This window comes from Roseateles sp., from assembly GCF_965229315.1.
In the GTDB taxonomy this organism is placed as follows: Bacteria; Pseudomonadota; Gammaproteobacteria; order Burkholderiales; family Burkholderiaceae_C; genus Pelomonas.
Window position 1 is genome coordinate 955,899 of sequence record NZ_CBDDJA010000001.1, and the last position, 17,337, is coordinate 973,235.

Below are 17,337 nucleotides of genomic sequence, written 5' to 3' on the forward strand. Positions count from 1 at the left end.
AGGGCCGACACTGCGGCGCATGACCCACGACCCCACCGCCCTGCGCGCCCTGTTCCACGCCGCCCGCCACGGCACCGGCCTGGCCGGGCACGAGGCGGCGCTTGAAGATGCTGCCGCCCACCTGCCGCTGCTGACGGCCGCGCTGCGCCTGCATGCGGCACGCGCGGCCGATGCGCAGGTCTACGACCAGCCCGCCGCGTTCGAGGCCTTCATCCGCGGCGGCGGCAACGTGCCGCTGTACGCGCAGGTCAGCGCCGAATTGGCCGCGCAAGCCGCTGGCGCGCGCTCGCTGCTGGACATCGGCTGCGGCGACGGCCACGCGCTTTTCCCGGCGCTGGCCGCGCAGCCACACACTCTGGAGTGTCTGACGCTGGTGGAGCCCGCCAGCGCATTGCTGGCCAGCGCCGTGGCCCGCGCGCAGGCGGAACAGCCCGCGCTGCCGGTGCAGGCGCTGAACGAAGGCCTGGGCGCCTTCGCTGCGCGTCTGCAGCCCGGCGACCGCTGGGACATCGCCCAGGCCACGTTCGCGCTGCAGGCGGTTCCTGAGGACGAGCGCTGGGCCGGTCTGGCGCGGCTGCGGGCGCACGTGGGGCGGCTGGTGATCGTGGAGTTCGACGTGCCGCCGCTCACGCGCGGCACGGACGCGCACCTGCTGTCGCTCGCGGCGCGCTACGAACGGGCGCTGGGCGAGTACGACGGCGCCACGCGCGAGCTCGTCGGCCAGGGCTTTTTGCTGCCGATGTTGCTGGGCCAGCTCGACGAGCAGACGGCCGCCACGAACTGGGAGCACCCGATGCCGCTGTGGCGCGAACGGCTGGCCGCGCAGGGCTGGCGCGTGCAGCGGCTGGAGCGCCTGTGCGACTACTTCTGGGCGCCGGTCTTCGTGCTGGTGGCCGAAGCCGGCTGAGCGGCAGAGGGCGTCAGGCCGCCTGGCGACGGCGCGCGGCGGCGCCCAGCAGGCCCAGGCCGGCCAGCGCGAGGGCGGCGGCGGCAGGCTCGGGCACAGCCGACTGGATGACGAGGTTGTCGATGCCCACGTTGTAGGCGCTGTTGCGCCACTCGATGCGCAGGCCGGTGGTGGAGCTCAACCCCACCAGAAAGCTGGTGGCCGAGGTGTTGCTGACGCCGACATCGCCGCTGTACTGGTAGAGCAGCGCGTTGCTGCCGAGGTCGAAGATCTGCACCTCGGTGCCGCGCGTGGTGTTGGGGTAGGCGCCGAGGTCGAAGCTGACGAGCTGCAGGCCGGCGGGGCCCTGGGCGACGAGGTCGATGCGGGCGTAGGAGTTGGGGCCGTCGCCGCCGTCGGCCCACAGCACGCCGTAGAGGTTGTTGTAGTTCTGCCCCCACCAGCGCAGGCTGGCGTCGCCGGTGGCCAGAGGCTGGCCGTAGCGCACGTCCATCACGCCGGCCACGTCGCCGTAGCCCTGGTTGATCCAGGCGTTGTCGGTGCAGGCCACCATCGCACCGGTGCCGGCGGCGTTGTCGGCACAGATGGCCGGTGCCGTGGGGCCACTGCCGAAGTCGACGGTGTAGGTCTGGGCGGAGGCAGCGCCCGCGGCAAGCCCGGCAAGGCCGGCGATCAGCAGCAGCGTGGTCTTCATGGCGGTCATCCTGTGGGTGAGAGCGCGGATGCTGCGCGGGCCGGGCAGCAGGCACAACCCCCAGGTTCCGGCTGCACGCCCCGCGCATGCAGGGGTCGGGCGATGTCCGGTTCTGCGCGGTCGCGTCGCCGCGCGAACCGGCCGTGCCGGCGTCGTTTTCCGGCGACGCGAGGGCGCGCCACCACGGCTCGGTGCAGGGGGGCTTGACAGACGTGGTAGATTGTCGGGATAGATTCGCGCAAGACCGTTTTTTCTAGGTCTTATCTGCAGCCCCGCTGGCCACCCCCTGGCCCTTCTCGCGAGCGGCTCGCTACAGCAACTCCCCGGTGAGTGTTCTTGAGTGTTTCTGTCTCTGCACGGCAATGACGCCGGCGGAGGGTCTCCATCCATCTCCACGATTCCAAAGGAAACACCATGACCACACAAACCGGCACCGTCAAATGGTTCAACGACACCAAGGGCTTCGGCTTCATCGCCCCCGATAACGGCGGCAAGGACCTGTTCGCCCACCACAGCGAAATCAAGTCCAGCGGCGGTTTCCGCTCGCTCGCCGAAGGCGCCAAGGTCGAATTCGAAGCCACCGAGGGCGCCAAGGGCCCGCAGGCGTCGAACATCCGCACCCTTTGAGCGACACGCTCGCGCCCGTCAAGGCGCCATGAGCGGAGTCCGCTCCCTCAACCCAACCGCAGCCGGCATGTGCCCGCTGCGCGAGATCAAGAAAAACAAGAAAATGCTGAACAACAACAATATCGAAGTGGGCCGCTTTGTCGTGTCCCCCATGACTCAACCGCGGGACGGCGGCGGTTTCACCGCTTCGGTCTCGATCCGATCGGGCCGGGGCATGGCCAGCGTGGACCGCGTCATGTGGTTCACGCCCGAGTTCCGCAGCCCGCAGGCCGCGTTGCACTACGCCAGGTCTGAAGGCCTGGCCTGGGCTCGCTGCCACTGATGGCGCAGGCACGCCGTTCGCCCTGAAAATCGCGAGCGGCACGCCTGAACTGTTTCCCGTCTAGATTCAAGTCATTCAACTCACTTAGGAGCTCACACTTGGCCAAGGAAGAACTGATTGAAATGCAGGGCGTGGTCGACGAAATCCTGCCCGATTCGCGCTTTCGGGTGACGCTGCAGAACGGCCACAAGCTGGTGGCCTACACCGGCGGCAAGATGCGCAAGCATCACATCCGCATCCTGGCGGGCGACAACGTGTCGCTGGAAATGTCGCCCTACGACCTGTCCAAGGGTCGCATCACGTTCCGCCACCTCGACAGCCGCGGCCCGCGCCCCACCGGTACGGGCAACCGCCGCTGATCGACCGGCCGGCCCTTCGCCGGCGCCGGCTGTCATCGTCGACCGTCTCCCCCGACGGCCGCCAGGGTTCGCCTTGGCGGCCGTTGGCTTTTGTGCGGCCGATGCTTCAGCCTGCGTGGGCGGCGAGCACTGCGCGCTGCCAGGCGGCCACCGCGGCCTCGTCGGTCCAGCCTGAGGCGGCGTCGCCGATGACGATCTCCACCATCGCGCCGCCGTCCGGCAGGTGCGACGCCACCGCCCGCGCGCCCAGCCAGAAGCCCTCGCGGCGGGCGACGCCCAGCATCGCGTCGCGCAGCCGGGCAGGCTCGGCGGGCAGGTGCAGCTGGAAGGAATTGACGTGCGGCGCCTCGGGCGCCACACGCCAGCCGGGCTGCGCCGCCAGCCGTGCGGCCAGCGCGCGAGCGCGTTCGCGGTAGGCCGCCATGTGCGGCAACTGGCGGCGCAGGCCGTCCAGGGCCGACAGCACGAAGGGGTGCAGCGTGAACACCTGGCCGGCCAGCCGCGTCTTCCAGGGCGCGAGGTCGGCCACGAAGCCCTCGGGCCCGGCCAGCACGCTGCCCGCGAGACCGCCCAGGCCCTTGTAGAACGACACGTAGACCGAGTCCGCCAGCGCAGCGATGTCGGCCAGCGAGCGGCCGTAATGCGGCGCGGATTCCCACAGCCGCGCGCCATCGAAGTGCAGCCTCACGCCCTCGGTGCGGCACCAGGCGCTGATCGCCGCCAGCTCGTCCCAGCCCGGCAGCCTGAAGCCCGCGCGGCGCAGCGGCAGCTCCACGACGACCACGGCCGGCTTCTCGGGCAGCGCGGCCAGTTCCGCGGCCGTGAAGGGCGTGTCCGGCGCGCCCACGGGCAGGCAGCGCAGGCCCATCAGCGCCTGGGCGGCATCGGCCTCGTCGATGGCGATGTGGCTCTGCGGATGCAGCGCCACCGGCCCGTCGCCATCGCCGCAACACACGCGCAGCGCGGCGAGCTGGGCGGCCACGCCCTTGTGGAAGAAGCTCGCCGCAGGCTTGCCCAGCCGCACGGCCACGTCGGCCTCCAGCGCCTGCAGCACGGCACCGTCGCCGTAGACGTCCAGCGGCTGCGTGGCCTCGGGCAGCTCGGCCAGCGCCAGCAGCGATTCGCGCATGGACAGCGCCGGCCGGTGGCCGTTGAGCCAGCGCGTGCAGCCGTTGCGCAGCTCGATGTCGGCGTGGGAGGGCTGGATGGCGGGCATGTCAATCACCTTTGGAATTTGCGGGGCGGGCGCCGGGCCGCTCCCAAGCCGCCCCGCGCTGGCGATGTGCTTGCCGGTCGAACCGGCAAGCATCGCCGTCCCCTGGGGGGACCGACTCAACCCGTGCGCGTTCAGCGGCGCGGGTGTGGGCGAGGGGCCTCACGCTTCGCAGGTGTGGATTTCGATGGTGGTGTGCACGATCTCCTCGTGCACCGCCAGCCAGTCGCGCACCTGGCGTGGCGTCAGCGCGGCGTCGTGCGTCACCAGGCTGAGCGCGCAGGCATAGGTGGCGCGGCCCACGCGCCAGACGTGCAGGTCGGCGATCAGCGTCTCGCTGGCGGCGCCGCGCGCCGCCACGACCTCGCGGATCTCGTCGACGACGGGGTGGTCCATCTCGCGGTCCAGCAGCACCTTGGCCGTGTCCTGGATCAGCCCCTTGGCCCAGACCGCCACGACGACCGCGCCGACGATGCCCATGACCGGGTCCAGCCAGGCCCAGCCCAGCCACCAGCCGCCCAGCAGCGCCGCGATGGCGGCCACCGACGTGGCGGCGTCGGCCACCACGTGCAGGTAAGCGGACTTCAGGTTGAGGTCCTGGGCGTGGTGGGCGTGGTGGGCGTCGTCATGGCCGTGGTCGCCATGCGCGTGATGCCCGTGGTCGTGGTGATGCGCCTTGCCCAGCAGCAGCGCGCAGACGAGGTTCACCGCCAGTCCCAGCACCGCGATGGCCGTGGCCTCGGGGTAGTGGATGGCCTCGGGCTTGAACAGCCGCTCGACGGAGCCGTAGACCATCAGCGCCACCACGACGAGCAGGAAGATCGCGCTCGCAAAGCCGCCCAGCACCTCGATCTTCCAGGTGCCGAACGCGAAGCGCGCGTCCTGGGCATGGCGGCGCGCGGCGGCGTAGGCGAAGGCGCTCAGGCCGATGGCGACCGCGTGGCTGCTCATGTGAAAGCCGTCGGCAAGCAACGCCATGGAGTTGTAGAACCAGCCGGCGGCGATCTCCACGGCCATCATGGCCGCCGTGATCCACATCACCCGCCGCGTGCTGCGCTCGGCGGCGGTGTTGCCCGTGTCGAAGACATGGTCGTGGCGCCATTCGGCGAGGTCGTGGGTGTGCATGGCGGTCAGGGGCTGTGGGGTGGCGGAATTCTGCGCCCGGCGCATGACGCCACCGCGCGCAAAGGCCCCGCCGGGCGGGGTTCACTAAACTCTCGCCCTTTTTCGTCGCGCGCCCGCGTGAGCGCCAGCCGTCCCCATGCACGCCGCCCCGACCCCGCCCACCGCCTGGGCGCCGCCTCCCCAGGCGGCGGCGGAGCCGTTGGCGCGCCTGCTGATGCTGTGGGGCGTCGCGCCCGCACCGGCCGCGCCCGTGGCCGAGCGGCTGGGCGGCTGGCTGGGCTGGGCCGATGCCATCGGGTTGTCGCAGGTGCTGGCCACCGCGCCGGCCACCACGGTGGATGCCGCCGCGCGCCGCGAGGCCTGCGGCTGGGCGGACGCCGCGCTGCAGCGGCTGCAGGCCGAGCTGCTCGCCGCCTTCGACGACGCGGCGCTGGCGGCCGAGTCCGCCGCGCCCGCGCCCGAGGGCCTGCCGCTGGCCGAACTGCTGGCGCCCTACCGGCTGCACCACGCGCAGCAGCAGCGCAGCATGGCCGCGCGCATCGCCACGCTGCGCGAGCGGCTGCGCCCGCGGCTGGCCGAGGCGTCCGGCGCGCTGGCACGGCTGGCCGAACTGGACCTGCTGTTCGAGCGGGCGCTGGTCGCGCAGGAAAAGCAGCGCCTGGCCGGCCTGCCGGCGCTGCTGACGCGCCGCGCCGAAACCCACCACGGCGCCGACCCGCGCGACTGGCGCCTTCGCTTCTGGCCCGACCTGCAGCGTGCGCTGCGGGCCGAGCTGGACCTCCGACTGCAACCGGTGCTGGGCCTCGTCGAAGCCCTGCACCAGGAAGACGCGGCCACTGCCGCGGCTTGACCCCGATGAACCGTTTCCTGAACACGCTCTACCTCCTGGCCCTGGCCGCCGGCCTTGCGGGCATCGCCGGTGCCGGGCTGGCCGCTTCGCGGCACCACCCGGTGGCGCTGGCGATGACGCTGCTGATCGCCGCGTTCTTCGTGCTGGGCGTGCTGGAGCTGCAGGCCTTGCGCCGCGCCAGCCGCGCGCTGGCCGCCGCGCTCGCCACGCCGGCCGACGACGGCTGGCTGGCCCGCGTGCCGCCGATGCTGCGCGCCGCCGTGCAGCAGCGGCTGGAAGGCCTGCGCGTGGCGCTGCCGGGGCTGGCCCTCGCGCCCGCGCTGTCGGGCCTGCTGGTGCTGCTGGGCATGCTGGGCACCTTCATCGGCCTGGTCATCACGCTGGGCGGCACGGCCCAGGCCGTCAGCGCCACCGCCGACCTGGCGGCGCTGCGCGTGGCGCTGGGCGCGCCGGTGCAGGGCCTGGGACTGGCCTTCAGCGCCAGCGTGGCCGGCGTGGCCGGCTCGGCCATGCTGGGCCTGATGGTGGCGCTGGCCCGCCGCGAACGCGCGGCCGTGGCCGGGCAGCTCGACGCCGCCCTGCTGGGCCCGCTGCGAGCGCTGACCGCCGCCCACCGCCGCGCCCAGGCGCAGCAGGCCGCCGATGAGGCCGCGTCCGAGGCGGCACAGGCCCGCCAGCGCGAGCTGGTGGCGCAGCTGCAGCAGTTCGCGCAGCAGATGGCCGACCAGCTCGCCGCGCAGAACGCCCGCCACGAGGACGCCCGCAAGGCCGCGCAGGCGAAGTTCCACGACGAGACGCGCACGGCCTACCAGGCGCTGGCGGCCAGCGTGGACACGACGCTGCGCGCCAGCCTGGCCGACAGCGCCCGCCTGGCCGGCGCGGCCATCCAGCCCGCCGCCGAGGCCGCGATGGCCGGCATCGCCCGCGAGGCCGCCGCGCTGCACGAGCGCGTCGCCGCCCACGTGGCCGGGCAACTCGGTGCGCTGGCCACGCGCTTCGACGCGGGCCTGGCGCAGATCACCCAGCACAGCGCCGCGGCCGCGGCCGCGCAGGCCGACGGCCTGGCGCAGCAACGCCAGGCCGCGCTGCAGCTGCTGGCCGACACGGGCCAGGCCACGCAGGACGCCGTGCAGCGCCTGGGCGAGCGCTGGGCCACCGAGGCGCAGGCGCTGCTGGCCGCGCTGGGCGAGACCGCCGCGCGCCAGCAGGCTGCGCAGGCCGAGGCCGACGGGGCCCGTGCCACCGCGCTGCAGGCCCAGCTCGACGCGCTGGCCGACCAGTGTGCCCAGGCACAGCAGGCCGCCGCGCAAGCCGCCGAGCGCTTCGCGGCGCAGACGCAGGACCTGCTGGACCGCCTGGCCGCCGCGCAGGCCGCGCAGCGGGCCGCACAGGCCGATCAGGACGAACAGCGCAGCGCACAGTCGCGTGCCGAAGCCCAGGCGCTGGCCGCGCAACGCGCCGCCAGCGAAGCGCTGTTCGCCGCCCAGCGCGAGGCCGCCGAGCAGGCCGCGGCCACCAGCAGCGAGCGCACGCAGCACGCGCTGGCCGAGCTGACCGCCGGTTTCGCGGCGCAGACGCAGGTGGCCGTCGCCGCACTGGCCGACGCGCACCAGCGCCTGCAGTCGGCCCACGCCGCCAACGACGCCGAGCGCCTGGCGGCCTGGCGCACCGAGCTGCAGTCCGCAGGCGCCGCACAGCTCGCGCAGCAGCAGCAACTGGCCGACGGCCTGCTGGGCCACACGCGCGAGCTGGTCGCCCAGGCGCAGGACCAGGCGCAGGCGACGCTGAGCGAGGCCGGCGCGCTGCTGAAGGCCGCGGGCGAGGCGCCGCGCGCCGCCGTCGAGGTGGTGGCCGCGCTGCGCGAACAGCTCGCGCAGAGCCAGGCGCAGGACCGCGCCGCGCTGGCCGAACGGGCCGAGCTGATGCAGACCGTCGCCACGCTGCTGGCCTCGCTGCAGCAGGCGGCGGGCGAGCAGCGCGCGGCCATCGATGCGCTGGTCGGCAGCGCGTCGTCGCAGGTCAGTTCGCTGGCGGCCAGCGCGTCCTCCCAGGTCGATGCACTGGTGGTCGGCTCCGCCACGCAGCTCCAGGCGCTGGGCGAACGCTTCGCCACGCAGGCCGACACGACAGGCCGCACGCTGGCCGACGCCGCGGTGCACCTGGCCGCCAGCGCCGCCGAGATGGGCAGCCTGGGCGAAGGCTTTGGCGCCGCGGTCGAACAGTTCCAGGGCTCGAACGCGCAGCTCGTGCAGCACCTGGCTGCGCTGGAGGAGCGCCTGGCCGGCGCGATGACGCGCAGCGACGAGCAGCTGGGCTACTACGTGGCGCAGGCGCGCGAGGTCATCGACCTGTGCCTGGGTTCGCAGAAAGCCGTGCTGGACGCGCTGCAGGGAGCCGCCGCGCATGGATGAGCCGCTGGAGCTGGAGCAGGACGCCGGCCTTGAAGGCGGGGGCGCCCCGGCCTGGGCCGCGTTCGGCGACCTGATGGCCGGCGTGCTGGGTGCGTTCGTGCTGGTGCTGGCCGCGGCGCTGGTGGGCCAGTTGGACCTGGCCAACCAGCTGGAGGCTGAGGTGCAGCAGCGCCAGGCCGAGCAGCAGCGGCGCGAGGCGCTGGAACGCGCACTGGCCGGGCCGCTGGCGGACTCGTTGAGGTCGGGGCGCATCACGCTGGTGGAAGGCCGCATCGGCATCAGCGGCGCCGTGCTGTTCGCCACCGGCTCGGACCAGCTGCATGCGGACGGCCGCGCGCTGATCAAGAGCCTGGCCGTGCCGCTGCGCACCTACCTCGCGCAGCGCGACGAGATCCTGATGGTCAGCGGCTTCACCGACGACCGCGGCCTCGTCACGGGCAAGGGCGCGCCGAAGTTCGCCGACAACCTGGAGCTGTCGGCCCAGCGTGCACTGACGGTCACGCGCGTGTTGATGGCCGAAGGCCTGCCGCCCGACGCGGTGTTCGCCGCCGCCTTCGGGCCGCAGCAGCCGGTGGCGTCCAACGACGAGGCCGCGGGCCGGGCGCTGAACCGGCGCGTGGAGATCGCGCCCACGCCGCGGCCCAGGCGCGCAGCGGCGTCCGCCCCGGCATGACGGCGCCGGACGATCCGCTCGCCTGGGCCGACGCGCAGGCCGCGGGCGACCCGGTGCAGGCGCGCGTGCTGCAGGCGCTGGCGTGCCGCGCCGCCGCACAGCCACACGGCGCACTGCGGGAACGGCTGGTCGGCCTGCTGGAGCAGCACGCGCGACAGGCGGCTGTCCCGCAGCCGGCGCCCCGGTCTGCACGCGCACCCGGACCGCTGGCCGAACTCGTCGCCCAGCTGCGGCAGGCCCACGCCAGCCCCGAGCTGCGCAACGTCCAGGCCCACCGGCGCACCTGGAGCGACCTGCGCCTGGCGCGCCGGCTGGCCGAGGTGGAAGCACCGGTGCCCGAGACACTGGGCCCGCTGAACAGCCATGTGCTGGTGCGGCGCGCGCTGCAGCAGCTGCACACGCTGTCGCCCGACTACCTGCAGCGCTTCATCGCGCAGCTCGACGGGCTGGCCGCGCTGGCGCCGCTGCAGATGGCGGCCGAGGCCGACGCGAAGCCGGCGCGTAAGGGCACCGCGCGGCGGCGCTGAGCACGGCAGTTCAGCGGCAGCGCGTGATCTGCAGTTCGACGCTGTCGCCGCCTCTTGCAGGCATCGAGTCGGCAGACCAGCGGGGTTGCTCGGGCGGGTCGAGGTGCAGCGCGACCTGCTGCAGGCCCAACCACCATCGCAGGTAGGCCACACGAGCCGCATCATGGTCGGGCTGCTCCGGCCCGTACGCGACGGCCACACAGTCCGTGCGATACAGCCTCCGGGCACCCTCCAGCCGTTGAGACAGGCCTGCACGCGCCTCGGCATCCAGCGTCAGCCCGCCGGGAGCGAACTCTGCGCGATAGCAGACGGGCCGCGAATACCAGGCCATGCCGTAGCTGTCACGCGAATCGCCGCCATGCGGCGATGGCACGCCACCGCCGCCGCACCGGGCCAGTGCTGCAGGACTGGCCAATGCCAGCCCCAGCGAGAGCGCCAGCCACGCGCGCTTCACGCCCACGGCCCCTCGATGAGCGCTCGCGTCTCATCGACGGCGATGCGCCACATCTCCAGCACCTCGGCATCCGGCCGCTCGTAGGCGCCACCGAAGTTCCCGTCGCCGGCCAGCTCGCGCGCCGCGTCGGGCGGCAGCACGGCATAACGGCGGTAGTCCACGGGGGGCTTGCGGCCCTCCGGCTGGGCCACGTCGGCCAGCCGCGTCCAGGGCAGGTTCTCCATCCACGACGCATGGGCCGAGTGCGGGTCGATGCTCTTCACATAGGCCAGCGTCCGCGGCGCGTTCCACCAGTTGTGCAGGCGCACGCGGGTGCGCGGATGTGCGGCCATCCACTCGGCGGCGGCGGCAGCCACGGGCTGGTTGCCGCCATGGCCGTTGACGATGAGGATGCGGCGAAAGCCCTGGTGGTCCAGGCTGTCCAGCAGGTCGGTGACGACGCGCAGCATCGTGTCGACCTTCAGCGTGACCGTGCCCGGGTAGCTCATGAACGACGGCGTGATGCCGAACGGCAGCACCGGGAACACCGGCACGCCCAGCGGCTCGGCCGCCTCCACGGCGACGCGCTCGGCCAGGATGGCATCCACCGCGAGGCTCAGGTAGGCGTGCTGCTCGGTGCAGCCGATGGGCAGCAGGCAGCGGTCGTCGCCGCGCAGGTAGTCCTCGACCTGCATCCAGTTCATGTCGGCGATCTTCATGGCCCCGGTCCTTCGGCGCTTCAGCCCGGCCGCTTCCACGCCATGCCCACCGTGCGCGGTGCCGTGTGCGTGAAGCCGAACTGCGCGTACAGCGCATCGGCCGGCACGTCGGCCAGCAGGCTGACGTAGCCGCTGGGCGGCACGTGCTCGCGCAGCCAGGCGGCGATCTCGCTCATGACGCGCTTGCCCAGGCCGCGGCCCTGGTGCGCCGGCAGCACGGCGATGTCCACCACCTGGAAGGCCGTGCCGCCGTCGCCGATGACGCGGCCCATGGCGATGGGCTGGCCGTCGTGCAGCAGTTGCACGGCGAACAGCGTGTTGGGCAGGCCCTTCGCAGCGGCCTCGGCGGACTTGGGGCTCAGGCCCGAGGCGACCCGCAGGTGCTGGTAGGTTTCGGCGGTGGGCGTGGCGTGCAGCGTGGTGTAGCTCATGGCGCATTCTGGCCGGACCATCACCTGCATTCATACCCGCCGCGCCCTCCGACATGGCATCCGCGGGCACACCCGGGGGTGGCGTGCCGGGTGCACTGCAACAATCCGGTCTTGGCCACGCCTGTCCCACGCATGAAGACCTCCGCCCTCGTTGCCGCCTCCCTGGCCCTGCTGCTGAGCGCCTGCGCCAGCGTGGCGCCCACGCCGCCCGGCTCCGCGCCGGCCACGCCCGGCACCGCCGCCACGCCGGCAGCGGCCACCACGCCCGCTGCCGTCGTGCGCCCGCCCGTCATCGACCGCAGCTACACGTCGCAGAACCAGGACAGCCGCGCGCTCTACATCGTGCTGCACTACACGGTGCTGGACTGGGAGAAGTCGCTGAAGGTGCTGACCACCGGCGGCCAGGTGTCGGCGCACTACCTGGTGCGCGACAACCCGGTGGCCAGCTACGCGCTGGTGGACGAGAACCGCCGCGCCTGGCATGCCGGCGCCAGCTACTGGGCCGGCAACACCAATCTGAACTCGGCTTCCATCGGCATCGAGATCGTCAACCCGGGCTATGTGGACGGCCCCGGCGGGCGCGTCTACGCACCGTTTCCGCAGGCGCAGATCGACGAGGTCATCGCGCTGGTGCGCGACATCCAGAAGCGCCACAACGTGCGGCCCGAACGCATCATCGGCCACGCCGACATCGCGCCCGGCCGAAAGCAGGACCCGGGGCCGCAGTTCCCGTGGAAGCAGTTCGCCGACGCCGGCCTCATCCCCTGGCCGGACGGCCCGCTGGTGGTGTTGAAGACGCTGGAGCACGAGGTCGCGCCGCGCGACGCCGCCTGGCTGCAGGAGCGGCTGGCGCGCATCGGCTACAACGTGTCGCGCTCGGGCCAGATGGACGTGCTGACCCGTGAGGTCATCGCGACCTTCCAGATGAAGTACCGCCCGCGCGACATCTCCGGCACGCCGGACGCCGAGACGGCCGCGCTCATCGAGGTGGCGTCCACGCCCGGCGCGATGCGCGTGGCCGGCGGCGAGACCGAGACGCGGCCGTACACGTCGCGCTGGTAGATGTTCGCCTTCCTGCTCAAACGCCTGGCCACGCTGGTGCCGACGCTCGTCGGCATCACGATCGTCGCGTTCGGCCTGATCCGCCTCGTGCCGGGCGACCCCATCGAGGTCATGATGGGCGAGCGCCGGCTGGACCCGGAGGCGCATGCCGCGCTGGTCAAGCGCATGGGGCTGGATCAGCCGCTGCCGGTGCAGTATGCGGACTACGTGGGCAAGCTGCTGCACGGTGACCTGGGCCAGAGCCTGGTCAGCCGCGAGCCGGTCAGCAAGGAGTTCGCGGCGCTGTTCCCGGCGACGGTGGAGCTGGCGACGGCCGCGCTGATCTTCGCAGTGGGCTTCGGGCTGCTGCTGGGCGTAAGCGCAGGGCTCAAGCGCGGCTCGCTGCTGGACCAGGGCGTGATGGGCATGGCCACGGTGGGCTATTCCATGCCGGTGTTCTGGTGGGGGCTGATCCTCATCATGTTCTTCTCGGTGCAGCTGGGCTGGACGCCGGTGTCGGGCCGCATCGGCATCGAGTTCGACCCCGAGCGCGTGACCGGCTTCATGCTGATCGACGCGTGGCTGTCGGGCGAGGAAGGCGCGTTCAAGTCCGCGCTGATGCACCTGATCCTGCCGGCGCTGGTGCTGGGCACCAGCACGCTGGCGGTGGTGGCGCGCATGACGCGCTCGTCCATGCTGGAGGTGCTGCGCGAAGACTACGTGCGCACGGCGCGCGCCAAGGGCCTGTCGCCCACGCGCGTGGTCGTCGTGCATGCACTGCGCAACGCGCTGATCCCGGTGCTGACGGTCGTGGGCCTGCAGACCGGCAGCCTGCTGGCCGGTGCCGTGCTGACCGAGACCATCTTCTCGTGGCCGGGCATCGGCAAGTGGCTGATCGACTCGATCGGCCGGCGGGACTACCCGGTGGTGCAGGCGGGCATCCTGATCTCGGCGTTGACCTTCATCGTCGTGAACCTGGTGGTGGATGTGCTCTATGGCGTGGTGAATCCGCGCATCCGCGGAGGTGGCCATTGAGCGCCGCCGTCCGCATCCGCGCGTATGCGCCGGCTGACCTGTCCGCCTGCCTGGCGCTGTTCGATGGCAACGTGCCGCGCTACTTCACCATCAGCGAGCGGTCCGAATTCGAGGACTTCCTGCGCGCCGGCCCGCCGGGCTATGTCGTCGCCGAACGGGACGGTCGCGTGGTCGCCTGCGGCGGCTGGTACGCCCGCGATGGCGAGGCGCGCCTGTGCTGGGGGCTGGCGCAGCGCGAGCTGCACGGCCAGGGCATCGGCCGTGCGCTGCTGGACGCACGACTGCAGGCCATCCGTGAAGCGGGCGGCGTGAGCGCGGTGTCGATCACGACCAGCCAGCTCAGCGAGGGCTTCTTCGTCAAGCGGGGCTTCGAGGTCACCGAGCGCGAGGTCGACGGCCTGGCGCCGGGGCTGGACCGGGTGGAGGCCCGACTGATGCTGCAGGAGCACCGCGCATGAGCGCCGTCCTCGACAAACCCATCGAACCGCCCGGCCCGCTGCGCGAGTTCTGGCTGGGCTTCGCGGCCAACCGCGGCGCGTTCATTGCGCTGGTGGTGTTCGCGCTGATTGCCGTCGCGTCGCTTCTCGCGCCGCTGATCGCGCCGCACGATCCCATCGAGCAGTACCGCGACTTCATGCTGACGCCGCCCGTCTGGGCCGAAGGCGGCGGCACGCGCTTTCTGCTGGGCACGGACGAGCTGGGCCGCGACATGCTGAGCCGGCTGCTGCACGGCGGCCGCGTGTCGCTGGGCATCGGCCTGGCCGCAGTCACGCTGTCGCTGGTGCCGGGCGTGATGCTGGGGCTGCTGGCGGCGTTCTTCCAGCGCTGGCTGTCGCCGGCCATCATGCGGGTGATGGATATCGTGCTGGCGCTGCCGGCGCTGCTGCTTGCCATCTGCGTCATCACCATCCTCGGGCCCGGCCTGGTCAACACGGTCATCGCCATCGCCATCGGCGCGCTGCCGGGCTATGTGCGGCTGACGCGTGCCGCGGCGCTGGCCGAGATCGGCCGCGACTACGTGACGGCCAGCCGCGTGGCCGGTGCCAGCGTGTGGCGGCTGATGTTCATCACCGTGCTGCCCAATTGCATGGCGCCGTTGATCGTCAACGCGACGTTGAGCTTTTCTTCCGCCATCCTGGAGACGGCGGGGCTGGGCTTCCTGGGCCTGGGCGTGCAGGCGCCGACGCCGGAGTGGGGCACCATGCTGTCCGCAGCGCGGGACTACATCACGCGGGCGCCGTGGGTGGTGACGCTGCCGGGGCTGACGATTCTGGTGACGGTGCTGGCGATCAACCTGATGGGCGATGGGCTGCGGGATGCGCTGGACCCGAAGTTGAAGAAGGTGGCGTGAATGGGCGGCCTGCCTTTTCGCGGTTATGGGCGGACGCCACGATTGCCGGGACTCGCCCCGGCGGGCGAGTCACTTCTTTGGCCGTCCAAAGAAGTAACCAAGAAAGACGCCCCGACAAAACCGCCCTTCGGGTGCCCTGCGATGCTCAAAGGCCAAGGCCGCGCCGAACTCGCGTCGCTACGCTCTGCTCAAACAAGCGTCGCGAGTCAGTTCTTGAAGTGCGCTTCGCGCACGCCTTGGCCTTCTGCGCTTCTCGGCGGTTTTGAAGGGGGAGTTCCGCAAAGCCCTTCGGCTCGGCTGCGCCGTCGCCTCGATCAATGGGATGGTCGCGTCGCCCGAGCGACGCTGCCTTCTTCGACTCGTGAGCCCGGCGTGCAGCCGCGCGTTGGGCGGTGCGATGCGGGCGGCGCGCCGGCGGTGACATGTCATGTGCGAGAGCGCAGCGGCTCGCTTCTTCCCGCTCGCCGAGTGGCTGTTCCGCGGCGCAGCTCGTGCACGTGGTGCTCGTGTGCGGTTCAGGGCCTCTTCTTTGGTGACTTTCTTCTGGCCCCGCAGAAGAAAGTTACCGCGCTGCCGGGCGCGCATCCCGGCACGGCACTCGCCATCACCCCGCAGTAGCGAGCCCGCATGAGCCTTCTCACGATCAAGAACCTGAAGGTCCAGTTCGGCACCTTCCCTGCAGTCGACGGCGTGGACCTGACGCTGCAAGCCGGCGAACTCCTCGGCATCGTCGGCGAATCCGGCTCCGGCAAGTCCGTCACCATGCTGGCCCTCATGGGCCTCATCGACGCCCCCGGCAAAGTCACCGCCGACGCCATCGAGTTCGAAGGCCGCGACCTGCTGAAGCTGTCGCCGCGCGAACGCCGCGCACTGATCGGCCGCGACGTGGCCATGGTGTTCCAGGATGCGCTGACCAGCCTGAACCCGAGCTACACCGTCGGCGCACAGATCGCCGAAGTGCTGAAGGCCCACCTCGGCCTGCGCGGCAAGGCGGCGAGGCAGCGTGTCGTCGAATTGCTGGAGCAGGTCGAGATCCCCGACGCAGCCAGCCGCGCGAATGCCTACCCGCACCAGCTGTCGGGCGGCATGAACCAGCGCGTGATGATCGCGATGGCCATCGCCTGCGGCCCGAAGCTGCTGATCGCCGACGAGCCGACCACCGCGCTGGACGTGACCATCCAGGCCCAGATCATGGCGCTGCTGCTGAAGCTGCAGCGCGAGCAGGGCATGGGCCTCATCATGATCACGCACGACCTCGCAGTGGTGGCCGAGATGGCTCAGCGCGTGGCCGTCATGTATGCCGGCCAGGTCGTCGAGACCGGGCCGGTGCCGGGGTTGTTCGACGCGCCGCGCCACCCGTACACGAACGCGCTGCTGGCCGCGATTCCCGAGCACAGCGCGGGTGAGAGGCGCCTGTCCGCGCTGCCCGGCATCGTGCCCGGCGCGCTGGACCGGCCCGCGGGCTGCCTGCTCAGCCCGCGCTGCCCGCGCGTGCAGCCGCGCTGCGTGGCCGAGCGGCCGGCGCTGCAGGACGGCGTGCGCTGCTTCTATCCAGTCGAGGAGGCAGCGCATGTCTGAGCTGCTTCTCGAGGCGACCGACCTGGCCAAGCACTACACGGTCAGCCGCGGCCTGTTCAAGCCCAAGGCGACGGTCAAGGCACTGGCCGGCGTCAGCTTCACGCTGAAGCCCCGCAAGACGCTGGCCGTCGTCGGCGAGTCCGGCTGCGGCAAGAGCACGCTGGCGCGGCAGCTGACGCTGATCGAGCCGCCGACGCGCGGCGCGCTGAAGATCGGCGGCACCGACGCCGCGACGGCCGACGCGGCCACGCTGAAGACGCTGCGCCGCCAGGTGCAGATGGTGTTCCAGAACCCGTTCGCGTCGCTGAACCCGCGCAAGACCATCGCGACCACGCTCGCCGAGCCGCTGCTGATCAACACGCCGATGGGCACGCTGGAGCGCCGCGAGCGCGTGGCGGCACTCGCCACCAAGGTGGGCCTGCGGCCCGAGCACCTGCGCCGCTACCCGCACATGTTCTCCGGCGGCCAGCGCCAGCGCATCGCCATCGCGCGGGCCATGATCCTGAACCCGGGCATCGTCGTCGCCGACGAGCCGGTCAGCGCGCTGGACGTGTCCATCCAGGCGCAGATCCTGAACCTGTTCATGGACCTGCAGGACGAGTTCGGCACGGGCTACGTGTTCATCTCGCACAACCTGTCGGTCGTGGAGCACGTGGCCGACGACGTGATGGTGATGTACCTGGGCGCGGCCGTCGAGGTGGGCGCCAAGAAGACGCTGTTCGCGCAGCCGCTGCACCCGTACACCCGGGCGCTGATGAGCGCCACGCCGGCACTGCGCGCGGTGGACCGGCGCGAGCGCATCGTCATCCATGGCGAGCTGCCCAGCCCCTTGAACCCGCCCAGCGGCTGCACCTTCCACAAGCGCTGCCCGCTGGCCGTGGCGCGCTGCAGGGACGAGGTGCCGCTGCTGCGCGCGGTGGACGGCCGCCAGGTGGCCTGTCACGTCGTTTAGGGACGGCGCGGGGCAGGTCATAACGGGGGCACATGCCCTCGCGTCATTCCGTCATGCGCGGAGTGTTGCTTCGGTGCCGACTTTCGCCC

At 72.1% G+C, this 17,337-nt stretch carries 20 protein-coding genes; 14 read left to right on the forward strand and 6 right to left on the reverse strand.

Features of this window, described 5'->3' with window-relative positions; all coding sequences use genetic code 11:
* Positions 1 to 19 precede the first annotated feature (19 nt).
* Positions 20 to 907 carry a class I SAM-dependent methyltransferase gene (locus ACO07H_RS04405; protein WP_422011510.1) on the forward strand — a complete coding sequence of 296 codons (888 nt, stop codon included), beginning with the start codon at positions 20 to 22 and terminating at the stop codon, positions 905 to 907.
* 13 nt (positions 908 to 920) lie between these two features.
* On the opposite strand, the gene ACO07H_RS04410 is transcribed toward ACO07H_RS04405, so the two are convergent.
* Positions 921 to 1,601 carry a PEP-CTERM sorting domain-containing protein gene (locus ACO07H_RS04410; RefSeq protein ID WP_422011512.1) on the reverse strand — a complete coding sequence of 227 codons (681 nt, stop codon included), beginning with the start codon at positions 1,599 to 1,601 and terminating at the stop codon, positions 921 to 923.
* Positions 1,602 to 2,015: 414 nt separating this feature from the next.
* Here ACO07H_RS04410 and ACO07H_RS04415 point away from each other — a divergent pair, with 414 nt between their 5' ends.
* The 3 genes from ACO07H_RS04415 to infA all read left to right on the forward strand — a co-directional run bounded on the left by ACO07H_RS04415 (position 2,016) and on the right by infA (position 2,909).
* On the forward strand, positions 2,016 to 2,228 hold the full coding sequence (locus ACO07H_RS04415) for a cold-shock protein (protein WP_422011514.1): 213 nt from the start codon (positions 2,016 to 2,018) through the stop codon (positions 2,226 to 2,228).
* 28 nt (positions 2,229 to 2,256) lie between these two features.
* A complete protein-coding gene (locus ACO07H_RS04420; RefSeq protein ID WP_422011516.1) occupies positions 2,257 to 2,550 on the forward strand; it encodes a hypothetical protein in 294 nt (97 codons plus the stop codon).
* Positions 2,551 to 2,648: 98 nt separating this feature from the next.
* Positions 2,649 to 2,909, forward strand: coding sequence for a translation initiation factor IF-1 (gene infA, locus ACO07H_RS04425; RefSeq protein ID WP_422011518.1), 261 nt, complete (start codon positions 2,649 to 2,651; stop codon positions 2,907 to 2,909).
* Between the two features lie 106 nt (positions 2,910 to 3,015).
* Here the strand turns inward: infA and ACO07H_RS04430 are convergent, their stop codons facing one another.
* Together ACO07H_RS04430 and dmeF are read right to left on the reverse strand one after the other, a co-directional pair.
* A complete protein-coding gene (locus ACO07H_RS04430; protein WP_422011520.1) occupies positions 3,016 to 4,125 on the reverse strand; it encodes a threonine aldolase family protein in 1,110 nt (369 codons plus the stop codon).
* Positions 4,126 to 4,284: 159 nt separating this feature from the next.
* Positions 4,285 to 5,247, reverse strand: coding sequence for a CDF family Co(II)/Ni(II) efflux transporter DmeF (dmeF, locus tag ACO07H_RS04435; RefSeq protein ID WP_422011522.1), 963 nt, complete (start codon positions 5,245 to 5,247; stop codon positions 4,285 to 4,287).
* Between the two features lie 136 nt (positions 5,248 to 5,383).
* On the opposite strand from dmeF, the gene ACO07H_RS04440 reads away from it, so the two are divergent.
* From ACO07H_RS04440 to ACO07H_RS04455, 4 genes are read left to right on the forward strand one after another with little or no spacing between them, the layout of a single operon-like run.
* Positions 5,384 to 6,097 carry a DUF3348 family protein gene (locus ACO07H_RS04440; protein ID WP_422011524.1) on the forward strand — a complete coding sequence of 238 codons (714 nt, stop codon included), beginning with the start codon at positions 5,384 to 5,386 and terminating at the stop codon, positions 6,095 to 6,097.
* Positions 6,098 to 6,102: 5 nt separating this feature from the next.
* Complete coding sequence (locus tag ACO07H_RS04445; protein WP_422011526.1) at positions 6,103 to 8,508, forward strand: hypothetical protein; 2,406 nt, start codon at positions 6,103 to 6,105, stop codon at positions 8,506 to 8,508.
* Positions 8,501 to 9,181 (forward strand): OmpA family protein, encoded by a 681-nt coding sequence (locus ACO07H_RS04450; RefSeq protein ID WP_422011528.1) that lies wholly within the window; start codon positions 8,501 to 8,503, stop codon positions 9,179 to 9,181. The genes ACO07H_RS04445 and ACO07H_RS04450 overlap by 8 nt, the downstream gene beginning before the upstream one ends.
* Positions 9,178 to 9,708: a DUF2894 domain-containing protein gene (locus tag ACO07H_RS04455; protein ID WP_422011530.1), complete on the forward strand. Its 531-nt coding sequence runs from the start codon at positions 9,178 to 9,180 to the stop codon at positions 9,706 to 9,708. The genes ACO07H_RS04450 and ACO07H_RS04455 overlap by 4 nt, the downstream gene beginning before the upstream one ends.
* A 10-nt stretch (positions 9,709 to 9,718) precedes the next feature.
* Here the strand turns inward: ACO07H_RS04455 and ACO07H_RS04460 are convergent, their stop codons facing one another.
* The 3 genes from ACO07H_RS04460 to ACO07H_RS04470 are packed head-to-tail and all read right to left on the reverse strand — an operon-like array spanning position 9,719 to position 11,291.
* On the reverse strand, positions 9,719 to 10,168 hold the full coding sequence (locus tag ACO07H_RS04460) for a hypothetical protein (RefSeq protein ID WP_422011532.1): 450 nt from the start codon (positions 10,166 to 10,168) through the stop codon (positions 9,719 to 9,721).
* A complete protein-coding gene (locus tag ACO07H_RS04465) occupies positions 10,159 to 10,860 on the reverse strand; it encodes a creatininase family protein (RefSeq protein WP_422011534.1) in 702 nt (233 codons plus the stop codon). Before ACO07H_RS04465 ends, ACO07H_RS04460 begins: the two co-directional genes overlap by 10 nt.
* A gap of 20 nt (positions 10,861 to 10,880) precedes the next feature.
* Positions 10,881 to 11,291 (reverse strand): GNAT family N-acetyltransferase, encoded by a 411-nt coding sequence (locus tag ACO07H_RS04470; RefSeq protein WP_422011536.1) that lies wholly within the window; start codon positions 11,289 to 11,291, stop codon positions 10,881 to 10,883.
* A gap of 132 nt (positions 11,292 to 11,423) precedes the next feature.
* Here ACO07H_RS04470 and ACO07H_RS04475 point away from each other — a divergent pair, with 132 nt between their 5' ends.
* The 6 genes from ACO07H_RS04475 to ACO07H_RS04500 all read left to right on the forward strand — a co-directional run bounded on the left by ACO07H_RS04475 (position 11,424) and on the right by ACO07H_RS04500 (position 17,248).
* Complete coding sequence (locus ACO07H_RS04475; protein WP_422011538.1) at positions 11,424 to 12,353, forward strand: N-acetylmuramoyl-L-alanine amidase; 930 nt, start codon at positions 11,424 to 11,426, stop codon at positions 12,351 to 12,353.
* On the forward strand, positions 12,354 to 13,367 hold the full coding sequence (locus ACO07H_RS04480; protein WP_422011540.1) for an ABC transporter permease: 1,014 nt from the start codon (positions 12,354 to 12,356) through the stop codon (positions 13,365 to 13,367).
* Positions 13,364 to 13,825: a GNAT family N-acetyltransferase gene (locus ACO07H_RS04485; RefSeq protein WP_422011542.1), complete on the forward strand. Its 462-nt coding sequence runs from the start codon at positions 13,364 to 13,366 to the stop codon at positions 13,823 to 13,825. Before ACO07H_RS04480 ends, ACO07H_RS04485 begins: the two co-directional genes overlap by 4 nt.
* A complete protein-coding gene (locus ACO07H_RS04490; RefSeq protein ID WP_422011544.1) occupies positions 13,822 to 14,718 on the forward strand; it encodes an ABC transporter permease subunit in 897 nt (298 codons plus the stop codon). The genes ACO07H_RS04485 and ACO07H_RS04490 overlap by 4 nt, the downstream gene beginning before the upstream one ends.
* Before the next feature lie 627 nt (positions 14,719 to 15,345).
* The gene (locus ACO07H_RS04495; RefSeq protein ID WP_422011546.1) at positions 15,346 to 16,296 is read left to right on the forward strand and encodes an ABC transporter ATP-binding protein; all 951 of its coding nucleotides are present in this window, start codon (positions 15,346 to 15,348) and stop codon (positions 16,294 to 16,296) included.
* Entirely contained in the window at positions 16,289 to 17,248 is a 960-nt protein-coding gene (locus ACO07H_RS04500) for a dipeptide ABC transporter ATP-binding protein (RefSeq protein WP_422011548.1), read from the forward strand. The genes ACO07H_RS04495 and ACO07H_RS04500 overlap by 8 nt, the downstream gene beginning before the upstream one ends.
* Positions 17,249 to 17,337 lie beyond the last annotated feature (89 nt).